17 protein-coding genes are annotated in these 16817 nt (G+C 39.8%); 7 read left to right on the forward strand and 10 right to left on the reverse strand.

The features are described from left to right. Positions 1–7 precede the first annotated feature (7 nt). Both GSQ84_RS23980 and GSQ84_RS23985 read left to right on the forward strand, forming a co-directional pair. The gene (locus tag GSQ84_RS23980; RefSeq protein ID WP_158799912.1) at positions 8–745 is read left to right on the forward strand and encodes a (Fe-S)-binding protein; all 738 of its coding nucleotides are present in this window, start codon (positions 8–10) and stop codon (positions 743–745) included. 69 nt (positions 746–814) lie between these two features. After that, a complete protein-coding gene (locus GSQ84_RS23985) occupies positions 815–1681 on the forward strand; it encodes a hypothetical protein (RefSeq protein ID WP_158799913.1) in 867 nt (288 codons plus the stop codon). 27 nt (positions 1682–1708) lie between these two features. On the opposite strand, the gene GSQ84_RS23990 is transcribed toward GSQ84_RS23985, so the two are convergent. Continuing rightward, positions 1709–2008, reverse strand: coding sequence for a hypothetical protein (locus tag GSQ84_RS23990; RefSeq protein WP_158799914.1), 300 nt, complete (start codon positions 2006–2008; stop codon positions 1709–1711). A gap of 249 nt (positions 2009–2257) precedes the next feature. Here GSQ84_RS23990 and GSQ84_RS23995 point away from each other — a divergent pair, with 249 nt between their 5' ends. Continuing rightward, complete coding sequence (locus GSQ84_RS23995; protein ID WP_158799915.1) at positions 2258–4285, forward strand: sensor histidine kinase; 2028 nt, start codon at positions 2258–2260, stop codon at positions 4283–4285. Here the strand turns inward: GSQ84_RS23995 and GSQ84_RS24000 are convergent. Continuing rightward, complete coding sequence (locus tag GSQ84_RS24000; RefSeq protein WP_158799916.1) at positions 4282–4932, reverse strand: hypothetical protein; 651 nt, start codon at positions 4930–4932, stop codon at positions 4282–4284. The two genes, GSQ84_RS23995 and GSQ84_RS24000, sit on opposite strands and share 4 nt — an antisense overlap. Before the next feature lie 350 nt (positions 4933–5282). Next, positions 5283–5534: a hypothetical protein gene (locus tag GSQ84_RS24005; RefSeq protein ID WP_158799917.1), complete on the reverse strand. Its 252-nt coding sequence runs from the start codon at positions 5532–5534 to the stop codon at positions 5283–5285. A gap of 103 nt (positions 5535–5637) precedes the next feature. Between GSQ84_RS24005 and GSQ84_RS24010 the strand changes: the two genes are divergently transcribed. Both GSQ84_RS24010 and GSQ84_RS24015 read left to right on the forward strand, forming a co-directional pair. Further along, positions 5638–6114, forward strand: a complete 477-nt coding sequence (locus GSQ84_RS24010; protein WP_158799918.1) for a GAF domain-containing protein — start codon at positions 5638–5640, stop codon at positions 6112–6114. 121 nt (positions 6115–6235) lie between these two features. Next, a complete protein-coding gene (locus GSQ84_RS24015; RefSeq protein ID WP_158799919.1) occupies positions 6236–6724 on the forward strand; it encodes a pyridoxamine 5'-phosphate oxidase family protein in 489 nt (162 codons plus the stop codon). An 84-nt stretch (positions 6725–6808) separates the two neighbouring features. Here the strand turns inward: GSQ84_RS24015 and GSQ84_RS24020 are convergent, their stop codons facing one another. Next, positions 6809–8449, reverse strand: coding sequence for a carboxylesterase/lipase family protein (locus tag GSQ84_RS24020; protein ID WP_158799920.1), 1641 nt, complete (start codon positions 8447–8449; stop codon positions 6809–6811). Between the two features lie 188 nt (positions 8450–8637). Between GSQ84_RS24020 and GSQ84_RS24025 the strand changes: the two genes are divergently transcribed. Beyond that, entirely contained in the window at positions 8638–9024 is a 387-nt protein-coding gene (locus GSQ84_RS24025) for a hypothetical protein (protein WP_158799921.1), read from the forward strand. 205 nt (positions 9025–9229) lie between these two features. Beyond that, positions 9230–11014 carry a glycoside hydrolase family 9 protein gene (locus GSQ84_RS24030; protein ID WP_158799922.1) on the forward strand — a complete coding sequence of 595 codons (1785 nt, stop codon included), beginning with the start codon at positions 9230–9232 and terminating at the stop codon, positions 11012–11014. 8 nt (positions 11015–11022) lie between these two features. Here the strand turns inward: GSQ84_RS24030 and GSQ84_RS24035 are convergent, their stop codons facing one another. The 6 genes from GSQ84_RS24035 to GSQ84_RS24060 all read right to left on the reverse strand — a co-directional run bounded on the left by GSQ84_RS24035 (position 11023) and on the right by GSQ84_RS24060 (position 16815). Then, complete coding sequence (locus tag GSQ84_RS24035; protein WP_158799923.1) at positions 11023–11268, reverse strand: hypothetical protein; 246 nt, start codon at positions 11266–11268, stop codon at positions 11023–11025. Then, entirely contained in the window at positions 11249–12763 is a 1515-nt protein-coding gene (locus GSQ84_RS24040; protein ID WP_158799924.1) for a S8 family serine peptidase, read from the reverse strand. The genes GSQ84_RS24035 and GSQ84_RS24040 overlap by 20 nt, the downstream gene beginning before the upstream one ends. A 12-nt stretch (positions 12764–12775) precedes the next feature. After that, positions 12776–13147, reverse strand: a complete 372-nt coding sequence (locus GSQ84_RS24045; RefSeq protein WP_158799925.1) for a hypothetical protein — start codon at positions 13145–13147, stop codon at positions 12776–12778. 288 nt (positions 13148–13435) lie between these two features. Then, the gene (locus GSQ84_RS24050) at positions 13436–15844 is read right to left on the reverse strand and encodes a carboxypeptidase-like regulatory domain-containing protein (RefSeq protein WP_254070966.1); all 2409 of its coding nucleotides are present in this window, start codon (positions 15842–15844) and stop codon (positions 13436–13438) included. A gap of 209 nt (positions 15845–16053) precedes the next feature. Beyond that, positions 16054–16263, reverse strand: a complete 210-nt coding sequence (locus tag GSQ84_RS24055) for a hypothetical protein (protein ID WP_158799927.1) — start codon at positions 16261–16263, stop codon at positions 16054–16056. Between the two features lie 129 nt (positions 16264–16392). Further along, positions 16393–16815 carry a cysteine peptidase family C39 domain-containing protein gene (locus tag GSQ84_RS24060; protein ID WP_158799928.1) on the reverse strand — a complete coding sequence of 141 codons (423 nt, stop codon included), beginning with the start codon at positions 16813–16815 and terminating at the stop codon, positions 16393–16395. Positions 16816–16817 lie beyond the last annotated feature (2 nt).

The following is a 16817-nucleotide window of genomic DNA, read 5'->3' on the forward strand; positions in this document are numbered from 1 at the left end:
AAACACCATGAAAGTAGAATTATTTATTCCTTGTTTTGTCGATCAGCTTTATCCTGAAACTGCTTTCAGTACCATTAAACTGTTAGAAAAGGCCGGATGCGATGTGATATATAACCCTAACCAAACCTGCTGCGGGCAGCCTGCTTATAATGCAGGTTATTGGGAAGAGGCCAAAGAAACGGGTACCAAGTTCCTGAATGACTTTTCTGAAGCCAATTATATTGTTGCACCTTCAGCATCTTGTGTTGGTATGGTGAAAAACGGATATAATGATCTTTTTACCAATAGTAACGTGCATAACAAATGCAGAACAATGCAGGGAAATATTTTTGAACTGTCAGACTTTCTGATCAACGTTTTAAACAAAGACTATTTTGGTGCGGAGCTGGAAGGAAAAGCTGTTTACCATGATTCATGCAGTGGTTTAAGAGAATGTAAGATCAAAGATGAACCCAGACAGCTATTGTCAAAAGTACACGGGCTGGAGATGCTGGAAATGAAGGATACAGATATGTGCTGTGGGTTTGGGGGAACCTTTGCGGTTAAGTTTGATGCCATTTCATCGGCCATGGCAGAGCAGAAAGTAAACCACGCACTGGCACAGGATGCAGATTATATCATTTCTACTGATCTTTCCTGCCTGATGCACCTGCAGGGATATATCGATAAAAATAACATATCCTTAAAGACCATACACCTTGCGGATGTGCTTGCAAATGGCTGGCTTGAAAGTACAGAATATTGATTATTTAACCTTTTTTAACATTTTAGCAGTCCCGAATTCTCTTAATTTTGCATATCAATGCAAAGGAAAATGAAACAGCTATTTATCGCCTCGTTATGTTTATGTTTTTTTTCAGCTCAGTTAAAGGCACAGCCTAAAAAATCGGGAGCTATACAGTTTGAAAGCACTTTCGACCCCGCTGCTATGGCTGCTGCTAATGGAATAAAACTAAGCGATGAAGCGCTGGCAAGAATGCCCAAAAGTTCGGTAACCAATTTTGAATTGCTGTTTAACGCAACCAATGCAAGTTATGTACCGGTAGATGAGCAGGAAGACAGTAATAACAGCGGTGGTGGAAATGGCGCTGGTCCCGGACCCGGTATGGGCGGCGGAATGCGCTTTGGTGGTTTTGGCGGTGGAAATAAAGAATATTATTACAGCTTTGCCGATCACAAGCTCACTGAAGTGTTCGACCTGAATGATACTACTTTTTTTATGCAGGATAAACTGGGTGAATTTCCCCGGGTAGCTTTCGGCCCTGATCAGGGAGTACCCGAAGTAGAATATATCAAATCTGATGAAGTAAGAAAAATCCTGGGTTTTACCTGTAATAAGGTGGTTGTTAAAACTAAGGTTAAGCGCAGGATAATGGATGAGGATAAAGAAATTACAGATCAAACTACTGTATGGTATACTGATGATCTGGGATTCGACTTTTCTCCAAATCCGGCATTATGGTCGTCAGGCGCTGTACTGGCTATCGAAGGAAAAGCGACCCATATGTTTGCCAAAAGCATCGAATACCGTAAAGTGAGTCTTAAGGATGTAAGCCTCCCTAAAAAAGGAACTGTCATCACTCAGGATGAGTTTCATGAGAAAATGGAACAGCGCAGAAAGCTGATGCGTGCGAACAGAAATAATGCAAAAGGGCAGGTGCGTGCGATCACGATAAACTAGCACCTGTTATTCCCTTTTTTAACTGTACTACAGATCAGAAGATGTCATTTGCTGGTATTTCTCTCCGTAGCCGGTAACCTCGTTTATTTTTACCAATTCTCCGTTAATGTTCACAATCTTGATGTCTACCTGATCTGCACAATTTTCCAACTTGTCTGCTCTGGTTTCAATGCTGTCCAATCTGGCTTCGCTTTTATCTAATCTAGCCTCAATTTTGTCCATTTTCTGCTCCAGCCTTTCTATGCGAATTTCCAGCCTTGCTATCCCTTCGCCTAGTTTTGCGAATCCTTCTTCGATTCTCATAAATAATTCTTCAATTCTTTCCATGTGACTTTTCTTTATGAAACAAAATTAGTTGTTATGATTAATATACGGAAATATATTTTCTTTTTTATTTAATTAAATTTTTATAAATTAATCAATGAATTGAAAATTGAAATATTATGATTAGTCGCTTGACTAAAAATATTCAATCAATACCATATAAAAGCCTCGTTAAATCCATTATTTCGGGACAAATGACCCATTTTAATATTAGGGTAATTAGCTTACATTTGAATTTCATGTAATGATCGGATGCGCTTCTTAATCTCTATCGTATTTTTCTTGTTTTCAATTGCAGCAAACGCTAGTATTATAGTTGTTGACAAACGGTTGCCATACAAAGACCAGGGGAAATCTGTTAGTTACTTTAAGGATAAGAATGGAAGCTTAGGTTTAGATCAGGTTATTCATGCAGATCAAAATGGCCAATTCCTGGCTTCTCAAGCTGAGGTTCTTAATTTTGGAAACTCCAGTGCTGCCTATTGGTTGAAAATCAATTATACCCGCCCTGAGAGAGAAAAGGCATATCTCATTCTCGATATCTCTAATATTGAAGAGATCGATTACTATACTCAAAATGCCGAGGGAAGCTATCATCATGTTCATTCAGGTAGTATTGCCCCCGAAAACCCATCTGTAATCACTTCAAATAATTACATCTTTAATTTACCTGATTTTACTTATGGACTTAATAAACAGACTATTTATATCCGTTTAAGGACACATAATGTTTTGGTGGTGCCATTAAAAATGGCTGTCTCTGAAAACTTGCTTGCGGGAATTAATTCTTCTGGACGACTGGAGGCTATTTATATCGGTATTTTGCTGGCGCTTTTCTTTTTTAATGTATTTGTTTTCTTTAGTTCCAGGGACGTTACTTATTTTTATTACAGCGTCTATATCCTTTCACTCTTTTCCTTTATCGTTTTGTATTACCGCGGGTATGGCTATCTGCTGGGAAATGAGTTCCGTTATTTTATCAATTTTTACCCTTACATTTTTTTAGGAACAGCAAGTATTGCCGGAATAGCATTTTGTTATAATTTTCTGAATCTGCCTGTTGTACTACCCTGGTCTAAACGGCTGGTTCAGCTATTAATAGGTGGGTGGTTACTCAACATGCTGGTATGTTTACTGGATTATAAATCTTTAAGTGCCAGTCTTTCTGAGGTATTATCTACTTTTACTACCCTCTCCCTGGTGATAGTGGGAGTGAAAGTTTATCTGCAAGGCTACCGGCCCGCTCTTTATTATGTAATTGCAAAGCTGTTTTTATGTGCAATGGCTATATTTATTTTATTATGCTTTTCTAACATCATTCCATATAGTGAATTGTCCTTTAGGTTAGCTCCAATAGGCTTTATTTTTGAATTGTTGTTTATCTCCCTGGCATTAGGAAATAGGCTTAAAGAGATGGAAAAAGTAAGGTTAAAAGTGCAGCTTGATACTTTAACTCTTCATGAAGAAAATCTTTATCTGGTCAGCAGCCAGAATGAAAGGCTTGAAAAAGTAGTTGAAGCACGTACCAGGGCACTAAAAAAGCTCGTTCATTCACTGGAAGCAGCAAATGCGGATAAGAACAGGCTTTTTTCCATTATCGCTCATGATTTGAGAAGTCCTTTTAATAGTTTGATCAGTCTTTTTTCCCTGAATGATATGGATCTGCTCACTTTTGATGATGTGAAGACGTTGTTGAACGATAGCCGAAGGAATATAGATAACATTCATAATACGCTGAATAACCTGTTGTACTGGGCGCAAAGTCAGATGAAGGGAATTAAAACAGCTCCATCACGTTTTAATCTGCGGAGTTTGGTGGGAGACCTGATGCTGGTTTATCAGCCTCTGGTCATTAAAAAGAATATTAAAATAGAATTTGTGACTAGTGAGGATACTGATGTTTTTGCCGATTTCAATCAGATTAGCCTGGTAATTAGAAATCTGATTGATAATGCGATTAAATTTACGCCGCATCACAGGGATATCCGCATTAAGATATGGGGGGATGAAGATCATGTATATGTTGATGTGTGCAATCCTGTAGCAGGAAACCTTAATATGAGTCAATTTACTTCAAAAGAGGGCGCTGAGCCTTCCTATGGTACTTCCAATGAAAGAGGAGTAGGGTTAGGCTTACATTTATGCCGCGATTTTATTGAAAAAAATAATGGATATCTAAAAGTCAGTAAGGAAGACGAATGTGTAGTGCTCCGATTTAACCTTCCGAAAAATGTAATTGAAGCTGCCCAGTCCTTACCGCTTGCTGAAGAAAAAAATTAAAGATTTGTTTTTTTCTTATTAAACAGCTTGCTCAAATTGGGTTTAATCCCGATGGTAATGGGTACAGCATCAAAAGGCTTACCGCCAACATCACTTAAGCCATGCATATAGCTGCTTTCTGTAAATAAGCTGATGCCGCCAAGATTATATTCAATACCAGCTCCGGGTTCTATAGTAGCCATGTGATTCGTTCTGTTGTTCAATACGGCTACGCCTGATGCTGCATCTACTGCTACCCTTGGTGTAAGAATAAATCCGGCACCGCTTCCAAGAAAACCATAAAAACCAAATTTATGAATGATCTTTCTGTACCCTAAGGCAAGGCTTAACAGGTAACTCGTAGATCTGCCATTCTGCAGTTCGAAGTTATACTTCTCATTTATAATCCTGTTATCGTATCCAAAGGCATGAAGGCTTACATGCGGATATAGAAAAAGTCCCTCATGGCCAATACCTATATTTGCTCCTAAAGTAGTGGAAAACTTTGGTGTCATAAATTCGCTGCTTCCCCCAACTGGAACGGAAAATCCAAAGCCGCTCATGGTGTAAAATTTGTCAGTTCTGAAGCTGGTGTCCTGAGAAAAAGAGGAGGTAGGGAAGGTCAATAAGATGACCATCGCCAGGGTAGTATTGAAGATGAATTTCATTTGTATGATGTGTGTTTGAACACAACATCTAATACTGGTTAATGTTTAAACTGTATTTATTTTATCAATTTAAAGCTTATATTTAATGGGTACTACCAGAAGCCAGATTTTCTTAATTTCCAGGCACTCTGTTCTCAAACAAAATTATATTTGGCACTTTTAATGAACCAAATATAATAATGTGTAGGAGTATAAAGTGTTGTTATTCAGAGCTTTTAATGGTTTTTTGTTAAAGTGATGGTGTCGATTTATATCTGTGACTGTTGTTTTATTGCCTTCAAAATACAATATTATATTCTTATTTTAAATTAAATTAACTATATTACAGGTAGTTATGTAGTTTATATCTACTAATACTGCTGCCTTTTGTATGCTTCGGAAAAATCTTTGCGCATCGTCTTAAATCTTTCAATAACGGTAGTGATAAAGTCTTCATCCAGTAGTTGAAAGATCTCGTTCGCACCTCCGCCGCTTAAGTCCAGTTCTGATAATTTGTAACTTTGTTCCAGTGTTCCCTGTTCAAATTTTACAATATATTTTTGGTTCATATTGAACAAAGTGATCTTGCATTCCGGGTGGGGCAACTCTGCGATTACTCTCATAATTATTTAAAATTGTTGAATTTCAAATCTAAGAATATTACCCGTTGTTTACATCCTTGTGCTGGCAATTCCCTATTTTTAAACTTTTAATATCACCACCCTTATGGCAGAAGATTTAATCATTATACAAAGTGAAAGCAAAATGCAGCAATATCAGTCGCTGTTACCTCAAATTGAAGCCCTGATTAGCGGAGAAGAGGACCTTACTGCAAATCTTGCCAACATAAGCGCTGCGTTAAAAGAACAGTTTGGTTGGTTGTGGGTGGGCTTTTATCTGGTCAAAAAGGATGAGTTGGTATTAGGCCCGTTTCAGGGGCCTGTGGCTTGTACAAGGATTAAAAAAGGTAAAGGTGTATGTGGTAAGGCATGGGCAGATATAAAAACGCTTATTGTGGATGATGTAGATCAGTTTCCAGGGCATATCGCTTGTAGTTCCGCATCAAGATCTGAGATTGTATTGCCATTGATAAAAGATGGTATAGTGGTAGGGGTGCTGGATGCCGATAGTGCCGACCTTGCACACTTCGATGAAACAGATGAAACTTATCTCAACCAAATCATTACTTATATCAAGCTGTAAACTGCTTAAAAACAAATTCACTATACCGCTGTTTAAATAAGACATCGAATGGGACGATGATGGCATATGATTTTATTTAGTGCTATTCATAACTGTTCTGTTCACCTAAAAACAGCATCCAATGAAAAACGAGAAAAACATAGCAATATTAAAAACGAAAATAGAGGAAGTGCGTATCTGTTTATTTACTACGATTTCTGAAAAAGATGAATTTTCAAGTCGCCCAATGGCTACAGCTAAGGTTGAAGAAGATGGTAGTATCTGGTTCTTTACCAATGAATACTCGTTAAAATCTAAAGAGATATCCAAAGAAAACCAGGTTACCCTTGGTTACAGCAGTCCTTCGGATAATACCTATATTACAGTTAATGGTAAAGCAGAGCTTGTGGACGACAGGGTAAGGAAAGAAGCTTATTTTTCTGCTCCGGTTAAGGCATGGTTTCCTGATGGGATTGAGGATCCAAGATTGATCCTGGTTAAGGTTACGCCTGATACCGCCGAATATTGGGATGGCAGTTCGTCTAAGGTTGTCTTAGCATTTAACCTGCTCAAAGCTATCGTTACCGGCGAACAATATGAAGGTGGCCAACACGACAAGATTAATTTTTAATCATCGTATAAAATAGAAAATCCGGTTATCCTGTAAGTTCAAAAAGCATGATCTTATAGGATAACCGGATTTTGTATAAGTGGTTTATTTCTGATATTGTTTATCCAGAAACAGGTAACGTGGGCGGGTGGTTTCTTTTTCTGCCTGTGTGACTAAATCGAGATTGATGTAACTGACATCTTCATTGTTTTTAATAACCGGCCACTGGGGTAAACCATTTCCATTTGGGTTCCCGGTTTTGATAAAATTGGCAAAATAGCTTTCCATCGTTTCAGATATTTTATAATCATCAGGAGTCCATGCATAAACTTTATTGTAATGCAGGTTTCCCATCGCATACTCAATTTCAAAAGCATGCGGGGCGCCTTTAGGGGCAATTGGTTTTTTAGTGGTATCAGATCCTTTGGTAAATCCTCCTGCTAAACCCGCAACTGCACCTTTCATTTCTGCGGTCATGGGCGGTTTAGATTTAGAAAAGCGGTACCGGTAAACTGGTTTTCCGCCAGTGGCTACCTGCTGATCTGCCCACTTCCATGTGCTGTATACAATGAAGCGGTCGCTGGCTAATGCTGTTGCGGCGTTAATCACCTCTTCTGTGGTGGCAGCAGGATATAACTTTAATACTTCCTGGTCCTGATCACCATATAAGGTTTTCAGTACTTTGGCGTAATTCTCTGGCGTAGGAGTCTCTGCCTTTAAAATTGTCTGATAAGTTACCTCTGCTGAATTCCATCCAACCAAAAGGGGCACATGTGCCTGTTTTCCTTCGGCGAAGATCTTTACCGGAGGCTCAGGGAAAAAATATCCGTCAACTGTTGCGGGCACTGAGGCCATTCCATATTTAAATGATTCATCCAGTAGCTGTGCAGCCGGTATCTTACGCAGGTCTGCCAGCGTAGCTGCGCCGGCTTTAGCCGCAAAGGCAGCGCCTCTTTGTTCTCCTTCGGCTAAGGTAATCGGGGCCAGTGTAGGGTTAATCATGGCGCCGCTTTCACCCATCGCTGCCGAAATCAGGTCTTTGGATAAAGGCGAAGCCATTTGTGCATATACTGCTATTGATCCTGCAGATTCTCCTCCAATAGTAACACGTGACGGATCTCCGCCAAAAGCAGCAATATTTTGTTTTACCCACTTCAGGGCAGCAGTTTGATCCATCAGGCCATAATTACCCGAAGAATGGTGCGGAGATTCTTTAGTGAGCTCCGGATGGGCCATAAAGCCAAAGATTCCCAGGCGATAGTTTACCGTTAGTACTACAATTCCTTTTTTAGACATGCTTTCTCCATCGTAACGTGGTTCAGAGCCATCGCCGGCCATAAATCCGCCGCCGTAAAAATATACCAGTACCGGTAAATGTTCTTTTGCAGACTTTGCAGGGGTCCACACATTCAGGTAAAGGCAATCTTCACTAAGGCTGTCTGCCCTGAACCCCATATCGCCAAATACTGGTTTCTGCATCCCCCTGTTCCCAAAGCGGTCGGCTTTACGGATGCCTTTCCAGCCTTTTACGGGTTGTGGCGCTTTCCACCTTAGTTCTCCAACGGGAGGCTGTGCAAAAGGAATACCTTTAAAGCTTCTGATCCCGGAACCTTCGGTGGTTCCTTCTAAAATCCCATTTTGAATCTGAACGCGGCTGTTGTTCCCTGCCGGTGCAGTGGTTTGGGCTTTAGCAGCGAAACTAGTGTATAAGGTGGCTGTTAATAACAAGACAAGGCGATGCTTCATATATTTAAATTTAATTAAAAATGCTATAAATTCATTGAATAATGGTCTGATTAAGGTAACAATTTAATGCCTGAGCTACCAATAAATATTTATCGCTTTATTTCTGTAGATGTATAATTGTTAACTTTAAATATGATTTTTTATATACTTTCGTACCTTTGCCGCATTAACTCTATAAATGTTCACCGATGTCTGAATTGATCTATCAAGGAAATGTATACTGGGCACATGCCGAAGAAATTGAGGCCATGGGCATTTCGGAAAAATATATAGGTAGGCAATTTTCTTTTGCGCCGCCATTGTCAAGGCATAAGGGGCAGATCTATTTATTCAGCAATTACATCTTGCTGGAAGCCGATGAGGAAGTGGTTATCCCTTTAAAAGATATTACCCAGCTTTATATAGGTTTTGATGATGTGTTTACTGCAGCATCAGTTAAAACTTTCGGCATGTTATGGCGTCCCTTAAGAATCATCTATGGAGAGAATCTGGCAGTCTATCTGATCATTGACTATAATTATTTCACTTCCAATAACAGCAATTTTTTTACGCTAGTACAAGATATGTTGTCTTAATGGATAGATTAGAGGGCAGATCTGTAATTTTCTCCAGCAGGGATAATATCAGCGTTAGGCTAAAGCCGTGTTATCAACGAGGGTAATGTATCATAATGATGGAACAGGATGTAGTAGTAATGTAGTGCAGCGCTAATTGTTATATTCTTTGAATTAGGCTACTTTAGGTGCATCAACATCAATTGATCACCTTTAACATTTTTTAATGGAGTACTTAAAGTCTGCCTTATCCTGTTTTTTTCTGTTTTTATCGGTAGTTGCTTTGGGAGATCCTGTCATTTACGTGAACCAGGTAGCCTATGATAGTCAGGCGCCGAAGCAGGCAGTCGTAAAAATGGATGTTCCTCTTACTGGTTTAATCCATTTCAGTCTGGTCAATAGCGCTAGCCGGCAGGAGGATTTTAAAAGTGTATTAAAGAATTCTGGCACCATAGACCAGTGGACGCCTGGTAAATATTACTATTCAGCAGATTTTTCTTCCTTTGTCAAAGCAGGGAAATACCGCCTGCACATTTTCTATAAAAACAGGCAATTCATATCCGAAGAATTTACTATTGGAAACAATGCGTTGCTGCTCAGTACCTTGCCTTCCATTTTGCACTATTATCATCAGCAAAGGGCAAATACACCGCAGGAACTGGAAGCCGATCAGCATATGCTGCTTTTTGGAAGTAACAAAAGAGTTGATGTCAGAGGAGGATGGGCAGACGCTTCAGGAGATATCAGTAAATATTTTTCTCACCTGGCCTATGCCAACTTTATGTCGCCCCAGCAAATTCCGTTGGTTACCTGGTCGATGGTCAATGCAGACCAGGCGATTCCTAAATTACTGACTCAACTGGGCATTAAAGATTCTTTAGAGAGCGAAGCCCTTTGGGGGGCGGATTACCTGATGCGCTCTTTATCTGATGAGGGGTATTTTTATATGACTGTTTTTAGCTATTTTAAACCTGATGCCAGTGCCCGCAGAATTGTAGGCCTGCAAGCCAATAGTGTAACTACTGCCGATTATCAATGTGCTTTTCGTGAAGGGGGCGGAATGGGGATTGCTGCACTGGCACGAATCTCAGCCTGGAAAAAGAATGGGGCTTTCAGTTCCAGCCAATATTTAAACGCAGCAAAGCGTGCCTACGCGCATTTAGTGATTAATAATACAAAATACGATGACGACGGCAAAGAGAATATCATTGATGATTATTGCGCGCTGATGGCAGCTACAGAGTTATGGATAAGCACTGACAGCTTATATTATCGGGATGAAGCCAGAAAAAGAGCATCCAATCTATCTCATAGAATGACACCGGCAGGTTATTTCATTGCTGATGATAAGGACCGTCCATTCTGGCATGCTTCTGATGCGGGGTTACCCATTGTTGCCTTATCGAGATATTTAAAAAAAGAGGCTGACCCGGTCCTTCGTGCCCAAGCACTAAGTACTATAAAAAAAGCACTGGATTATGATCTTAAAGTGACCAGCGCAGTAAGCAATCCTTTTGGTTATGCCCGTCAGTCTTTTAAATACAAGGGTAAAATAACAGCAGGTTTTTTTATACCGCATGAAAATGAAACCGGCTGGTGGTGGCAGGGAGAAAATGCACGCCTGGGGTCGCTGGCTACTGCGGCATTGGTAGGCGGAAGATTGGTTTATCCTGCTAAAGATGGGTACGGTGTTAAACCAGAACTCGCCAGTTATGCTTCACATCAATTGTCATGGATCTTAGGCTGCAATCCTTATGAAATGTGTTTTATGTATCAATTCGGAAAAAATAACGTGCCTTACATGCATGCGTTATTTGGTCATGGTTCTCAAAAAGGGGGAATTTCTAATGGGATTACAGGAAAAAAAGAAAACGGAGATGGCAGCGGTATAGATTTTAAACTGGAAGACAACGGAAATGAATGGCGCTGGACGGAACAATGGATTCCACACGCTGCCTGGTTTCTGCAAGCATTAACAGCCATAGGAGAACAATCCGAAAGGCATCCTTAAATGTTATCCTATAGACTTTTCTTGATAAACTTCCTGGTACCAGGTATGCGATAGCTTTTTTCGGGATGGATGCTCCATTCCCCATCCAGGCCTCCTTTAAGGTGTGGTAATCTGGAATCCTCAATTTCAATCAGTGCAGTTGCCGGCAATAAACTATTATCCAGTATGCATGCCTGATTTTCATCAAGAATTGCAGTCATCTTTTTAAGGTCTGGCTGATTGGTTCCTGTATATTTAAGAATGAATTTCGTCATTTTGGTATAACATTCCTTTACCTTCAAAGTTAGCACCAAATCCCAATATTTTTATATGCATAGATAGAATTTTTACCATTTCTTCAGATCTTGCCTGATTTCTTGGTAAATCAAGGATTTCGGGGTAAGAAGCTAATATCCTGGCTGCCATGCCTGCTGCTGCGGGGCAGGCCATACTGGTGCCATCCATCACCGCATATTTATCATTTGGATAGGTAGAAATAATTCCTACGCCGGGTGCGGTAAGGTCTGTCTCTGTGCCTACATTTGAAAAATCAGCAATAAAATTATTTTTATCTGTACCATAAGGTGCATCTATGGTGCTCGTTTCTATACTATTTGTGGGAAAGGTACCTTTTCTTCCCATGGCGGATACACCGATAGATAAACTATAGGCAGCAGGGAAATTAACAGGACTTCTATTGTCATTGCCGTTGGCAGCAAAACAAAGTATACCGGTGTTAAAGGCTTCCCTGATATAACTGGTAATTGCTTCATCATCCAGGGCTTCGCCCAGGCTCATATTGAGCAGGTCGCATTGATCTTCTATGGCCTGGTTAATGGCTTTCATAATGTCAAAATTGGAAGCACCTTCACCTTTTGGAAAAACACGGTAGCTCATGATTTCCGCACCAGCAGCTACACCATAAATATTGCCTGCGGCACTGATGATCCCTCCAACATGTGTTCCATGGCCTTCACCGTTGTCGTAATAATCTGCTTCATTTTCACCTCTCACCAGGTTTTTTCCACCGCTAACCTTCAAGTCCTTATGCGGTCCGATTCCGGTGTCTATAACGCCTATTTTTACCTTATGGTTTATTGGCGGAAGCTTGGCTGTATCATAGAAATACCTCAGAGCATCCTTATAATTCAATGCAATAGGCTGCAGTTTGATCTGCATATTACTGTTTAGCTTTATGTTTTTCTTAAAATAGCCCCAGTAGCTGTGATCGGGATAAATATAAATCCGTTCAGCCTGCATGCTGTTCATTTTTAAGTTCACCACACCGTTTTTATCAGTAATTCCTGAAGCACCCTTACCAGAAAAGAAATCAGTAAAAACGACCACGCTAATATCAGCTATCCCCTGATTTTTTTGGTCTGTTACCTTAATGCAAAGGGGAGTGCTTAAGCGCGTTTGTTTAGTCTGCACCTGTATTTTAATTTTTTCCTTTGAACACACTGCCGGCCTGTAAAACTTTTCGGGAATGATCCTTAATCCCGGATAGGAAAAACGGAAAGTGGGCAATTCCTCTTTGCTGATCCTGATCAGCTTAGCGCCTTCATCATGGATAGAATCCAGTACCTCAACCAAAATTTCGTCTTCCGGCTGTTTGAGTTTGCTTCTCACATTTAAATTGACGAATGCAGGTCGCTGATTGGTGGGCTGGAGCTTGCTTAGAAAATCTGCCACCCTCGGGCTATCTACAGGGCTAATGCGGGTTTGGGTAACCGGTAATAAAATATAGTTATCTGTATGTTGCTTTTTCATAGGGCGTATAATTTACCACCACCTTGTACTAAAGTTCCTCCTGTGTTTTAATTGTAGCCTGAATCCCGCCTGCTGCGAGTCTTTTATGGGGGTTGTGCCAGTAATCTGGTTAGTTCCGGTAGCAGTAGCATAAATAAGGAAGCCATTGAGCAGGGCAACAAAATATTTCGTTACAGCGTCATTCATTGATTGGGTGAGATAAGCACCCACATAGGATATGATCACGGAAACAAGTAAGGCCAGCCATTTGGGATTAAAATTAAATACTTTTTGCAGGGTTCCGCAAATAATATAAACAGCACCGGTAGCCCCGGCGAGTGTACCGAGTGAAGCAGTAGTAAAAAAATCTCCGGGGATAGCGGTAACAGCATTAATATCTTGCATAACAGGAGGATTAAATGAGAAAAAGGGTTTGGTTTGAGTTTTCTAAATATTAGGTATATACATTTAAGTTAAGAAAAACTATAGAAAAATACAATAGCAATTGTGGGGTTATGAAACAAATTACTGACGAGGTATTTACATGACTCCATTTCGTCTGATGCGATATCGCTGAAGAGAGAAAGAAGATAACAATAAGACAGCCCGCTTATTCAGTCATCATTACGGCTGAATAAGCGGGCTACTAATTTATTAAAAGAAATTAATGCTATTTTGAAAAGGAACTAACGCCTACTTAACCTCATAAGTGTAGACAAAGTGTGACAGATTTCCCTGCATGTCAATTCCTTCAACCACTACCCGGTAAGTTCCGGGATCATCGGCATTAAAATAATTGATCTTTGCTTTTCCCTCTACCGAAGTAATTACATTGGGCGTCCAGAAAATGGTGCTGCGGTGGTCAGGAACATTGTCAGATCCTGATGGTTTATAAACGGGTGAATAAAACTCTTTAGAAAAATTATAACCTTTGGGAGATATTGTCATCACTCCGGGGATAGATTTAGCTGTATTGCTATCATCACCGGCTTTTTTGGTGGTAATCACTAAAACACCTGACAATGCGGCTTTTCTGCCATAAATTGCTGTTTTGGATAAACTCGTCAATATTTCTACAGCCTGGACATTAAAAGGCTTTAACTGACCTAAATAAGTAGAATCTACATTGAACCCATCCACAACAATCATCATCGCATAAGGCCGGTTTTTAAGCATATAAGCCGTTCCGTTGGTTACGGACAGACCTGATACTTTTTGTTCGATAGTACTTCCAAGATCACTACGCTTTAACAATTCATCTGAAGAAATCACCACATCGGCATTGCCCGCACCATTCAGATTCGCTGAATTTTTGGTGTAATTCACTTTATTCAGGGCGTCTTTTTCATTTAAAACACTTCCTCCGTCTAAGGGGCTGCGTTTTGCCTGTTCAACAAAATAACTTTCATTTTGTTGAAGATAACTGGCGATAGCCTCATTCACATTCACAACTAAGTCTCCGGTATGCTGATTTTTAGTAACCAGCTGGGGTTGGCTATTGTCAGCATCCAATTTGATTTCTATATTTTTTTTATTTTTTTCTGAACTGGCCTGTACCAGGAACTTGGCATTATCCCCAAAGTTTAATCCCTCAAAATTAAACCGGCCCTGCGCATCAGTTACTGTGTCTGCCTTAAAAATACTTCCTGAGGTAGCCAGTACAGAAACTTTGCCTTCAGCTATTGGTGAGCCATCGCTGGCGATAAGGGTCCCGCTAATCTTCAATGACTTTTCTGGCTGAAAAACTATATTTGGATTTTCATTATTGATGATATTTTTCCATAGTACCCTTCTCCATCCCTGAGTAAGCATCAGGTTATCCAGGTCCTGCTGTGTTTTTTCACTCTCGTCCAGAAAATAATAATTGGGCTTTTCTATATAACCTGTAAGATCTGAAGTAAGCAATAAGGTGGTGAAGATGTTACTTTCATTTTCTTCATCAGGTTTAATTGCAGAGATATTGGTAACGGCGACTGAAAAGCTGCCCTGAACAGGTTTACCGTTTAAACTGGCATCCAGGTTGACTTCTGTTTCCTCTTTTGGCGCATAGCTCTTTTTAACGGATGAAACGCCGGTTGTGATTTTACCATTGCTATTATTGATAAATAGGAGTCGCTCGCAAACCGGTTGGTTACTAGGAGAGAAGAGGGTAAGCTGCATAATGCCTAATGGCAGGTCTTTTTTAGGTATAGAGGTAGATATAATCTGTTTAGAGTCGCCTGATTTTAAGACAAAAATCTCCGTGTTGTTATGCAGGCCGGCCAATTTAATCACCCCATTGTTGAGCAAACTGTCGCTGATCAGCACTTTAACCAGGATGTTTTCTGCGTTTTGGTCAATCGATAATACATATCCGGATTTCACTAGTTTCGGTAGATTGACGGTATGCTCTGCGCCATCTTTATACTTTATTTTTGCGGTATAGGTTTTCCCTTTTTTTGGTGTAAACGTTACATTACCCATACCCAGGTGTTTCGTACTAAACGTCGCAATTGACACTCCTGCATTGTCCACGATGCTACCGCTTATATCTTCTCCTAAACCAGAAGTATTTACGGCTTTTATCCCCAATTTATTTGGCTGTCCTTCTACAAAATTTCCACCCTCCGGAAAAAATTGAACATCGACAGGATTTAAGGTGGTTTTACCGGCAACTTCCTGAACAGCTATATTTTTATGATCTGTACTCGCTGAAACTATATTTTTCCGTCGACTTCCTATCTTTATGATCTTATCAAAAAAGAAATCCGGACCTGCATTTCTCATCCATTGCGTATATGCCCTGATCCTGTAATTCCCTGCAGCAAATGAATCAGGTAGCTTAAAGCTCCCCCATGAAAGCCCGGAAACGAGGGGTAATTTTACTTGGTTTCTGACAGCGTCAGATTCATCGATCAGTTCTACATACAGCACACCACTAATTGACGTCAAATTGGAGCTCATAGCATTGACAACATAGGCTTTAAACCAGATGTCATCACCAGCTGCGTAATAAGGCTTGTCGAGATGTAAATGGATTTTTTCCTGGGGATATTTATCGGTATAAGCTTTTAACTTTTGCAGCATCGCTGTAAAAGGGTCATCATCTGATCGGTAGGCCATTGCGATAAGGGCCCCTGACAACAATAGAACTGGAAATAAAAATTTTAAGGTTAGATTTTTAAATTTCATAAATAAGAGCTTAGTAAAGGTATATAGGTATAGTCTATAAATTCAGCTCATTGTCCTATGAAAATGAAAATATTTTATTAACAGTTTATTTATAAACTTACAACTAACATAGATTTTATGTTAGTTGTAAGTAGCTTAAATTAGCATGTGGTTACAGTACCTGTGGCACAAGTACCGGCAGAACAAAGACAAACGCAAGCACTGCAATTTCCAGGTGTAAGGCAACATTTGCGGTTCACACAGGCAGTACCAGTAGGTACGGCAGGTGGGATACCACCGTCACCACCCCTGATGTTCTTTAGTTCCTTACGGCTAAAAATCTGTCCTTTATTAACTCCTTCTATTTTCATAACACAAAATTTATTAGATTTTTAATCTATCTCATCACGCACGATAGTCTATGCTATATATAATAATTATATATTCTTTATGGAATTTGCTCTGATAAGCATCAGTCTGTGATTATTTAATTCACCAGGTTAAAAGCTGGGAGAAAGTTGAATAATCAATACAACACCTTCAGAATGATCGGCAGTTTGCCAATGATTTAAAAATTCTGATTCAGAAAGTTTTAAGATTCCCTGGGCAGGATCTGCAACCTGATAAGTAGCTTTTTCTATTTCAAATAAAACGACAAAATGATTTTGGTTCCAATGTAAAATTATGGGAAGGCTTATTTCCCGGAGTATTTCTAAATTGATTTTCCTGCCCGAGGTAATAAATCCTAATTTTTCAGCAGCCTCACTGATCCCCAGTAGAGTGGTGCCTTTATGCCTGATCCTGGAAATATTTTTCATTTGCCTGGAACTAAAAGTTTTGCCATAAAACTGTGCAATCATTCTTAAGCATGTAGGCCCACAATCCTTTTGATACAATTGCTGATAGTAGGGAAATGGTTTCAATG

This window comes from Pedobacter sp. L105 (genome assembly GCF_009765875.1).
Lineage (GTDB): Bacteria > Bacteroidota > Bacteroidia > Sphingobacteriales > Sphingobacteriaceae > Pedobacter.

What these genes read in the sequence shown, in the direction of transcription:
- GSQ84_RS23980 (WP_158799912.1), top strand. Translation starts at nt 8, where the DNA reads ATGAAAGTAGAATTATTTATTCCTTGTTTTGTCGATCAGCTTTATCCT.
- GSQ84_RS23985 (WP_158799913.1), top strand. Translation starts at nt 815, where the DNA reads ATGAAACAGCTATTTATCGCCTCGTTATGTTTATGTTTTTTTTCAGCT.
- GSQ84_RS23990 (WP_158799914.1), bottom strand. Translation starts at nt 2,008, where the DNA reads ATGGAAAGAATTGAAGAATTATTTATGAGAATCGAAGAAGGATTCGCA.
- GSQ84_RS23995 (WP_158799915.1), top strand. Translation starts at nt 2,258, where the DNA reads ATGCGCTTCTTAATCTCTATCGTATTTTTCTTGTTTTCAATTGCAGCA.
- GSQ84_RS24000 (WP_158799916.1), bottom strand. Translation starts at nt 4,932, where the DNA reads ATGAAATTCATCTTCAATACTACCCTGGCGATGGTCATCTTATTGACC.
- GSQ84_RS24005 (WP_158799917.1), bottom strand. Translation starts at nt 5,534, where the DNA reads ATGAGAGTAATCGCAGAGTTGCCCCACCCGGAATGCAAGATCACTTTG.
- GSQ84_RS24010 (WP_158799918.1), top strand. Translation starts at nt 5,638, where the DNA reads ATGGCAGAAGATTTAATCATTATACAAAGTGAAAGCAAAATGCAGCAA.
- GSQ84_RS24015 (WP_158799919.1), top strand. Translation starts at nt 6,236, where the DNA reads ATGAAAAACGAGAAAAACATAGCAATATTAAAAACGAAAATAGAGGAA.
- GSQ84_RS24020 (WP_158799920.1), bottom strand. Translation starts at nt 8,449, where the DNA reads ATGAAGCATCGCCTTGTCTTGTTATTAACAGCCACCTTATACACTAGT.
- GSQ84_RS24025 (WP_158799921.1), top strand. Translation starts at nt 8,638, where the DNA reads ATGTCTGAATTGATCTATCAAGGAAATGTATACTGGGCACATGCCGAA.
- GSQ84_RS24030 (WP_158799922.1), top strand. Translation starts at nt 9,230, where the DNA reads ATGGAGTACTTAAAGTCTGCCTTATCCTGTTTTTTTCTGTTTTTATCG.
- GSQ84_RS24035 (WP_158799923.1), bottom strand. Translation starts at nt 11,268, where the DNA reads ATGACGAAATTCATTCTTAAATATACAGGAACCAATCAGCCAGACCTT.
- GSQ84_RS24040 (WP_158799924.1), bottom strand. Translation starts at nt 12,763, where the DNA reads ATGAAAAAGCAACATACAGATAACTATATTTTATTACCGGTTACCCAA.
- GSQ84_RS24045 (WP_158799925.1), bottom strand. Translation starts at nt 13,147, where the DNA reads ATGCAAGATATTAATGCTGTTACCGCTATCCCCGGAGATTTTTTTACT.
- GSQ84_RS24050 (WP_254070966.1), bottom strand. Translation starts at nt 15,844, where the DNA reads ATGGCCTACCGATCAGATGATGACCCTTTTACAGCGATGCTGCAAAAG.
- GSQ84_RS24055 (WP_158799927.1), bottom strand. Translation starts at nt 16,263, where the DNA reads ATGAAAATAGAAGGAGTTAATAAAGGACAGATTTTTAGCCGTAAGGAA.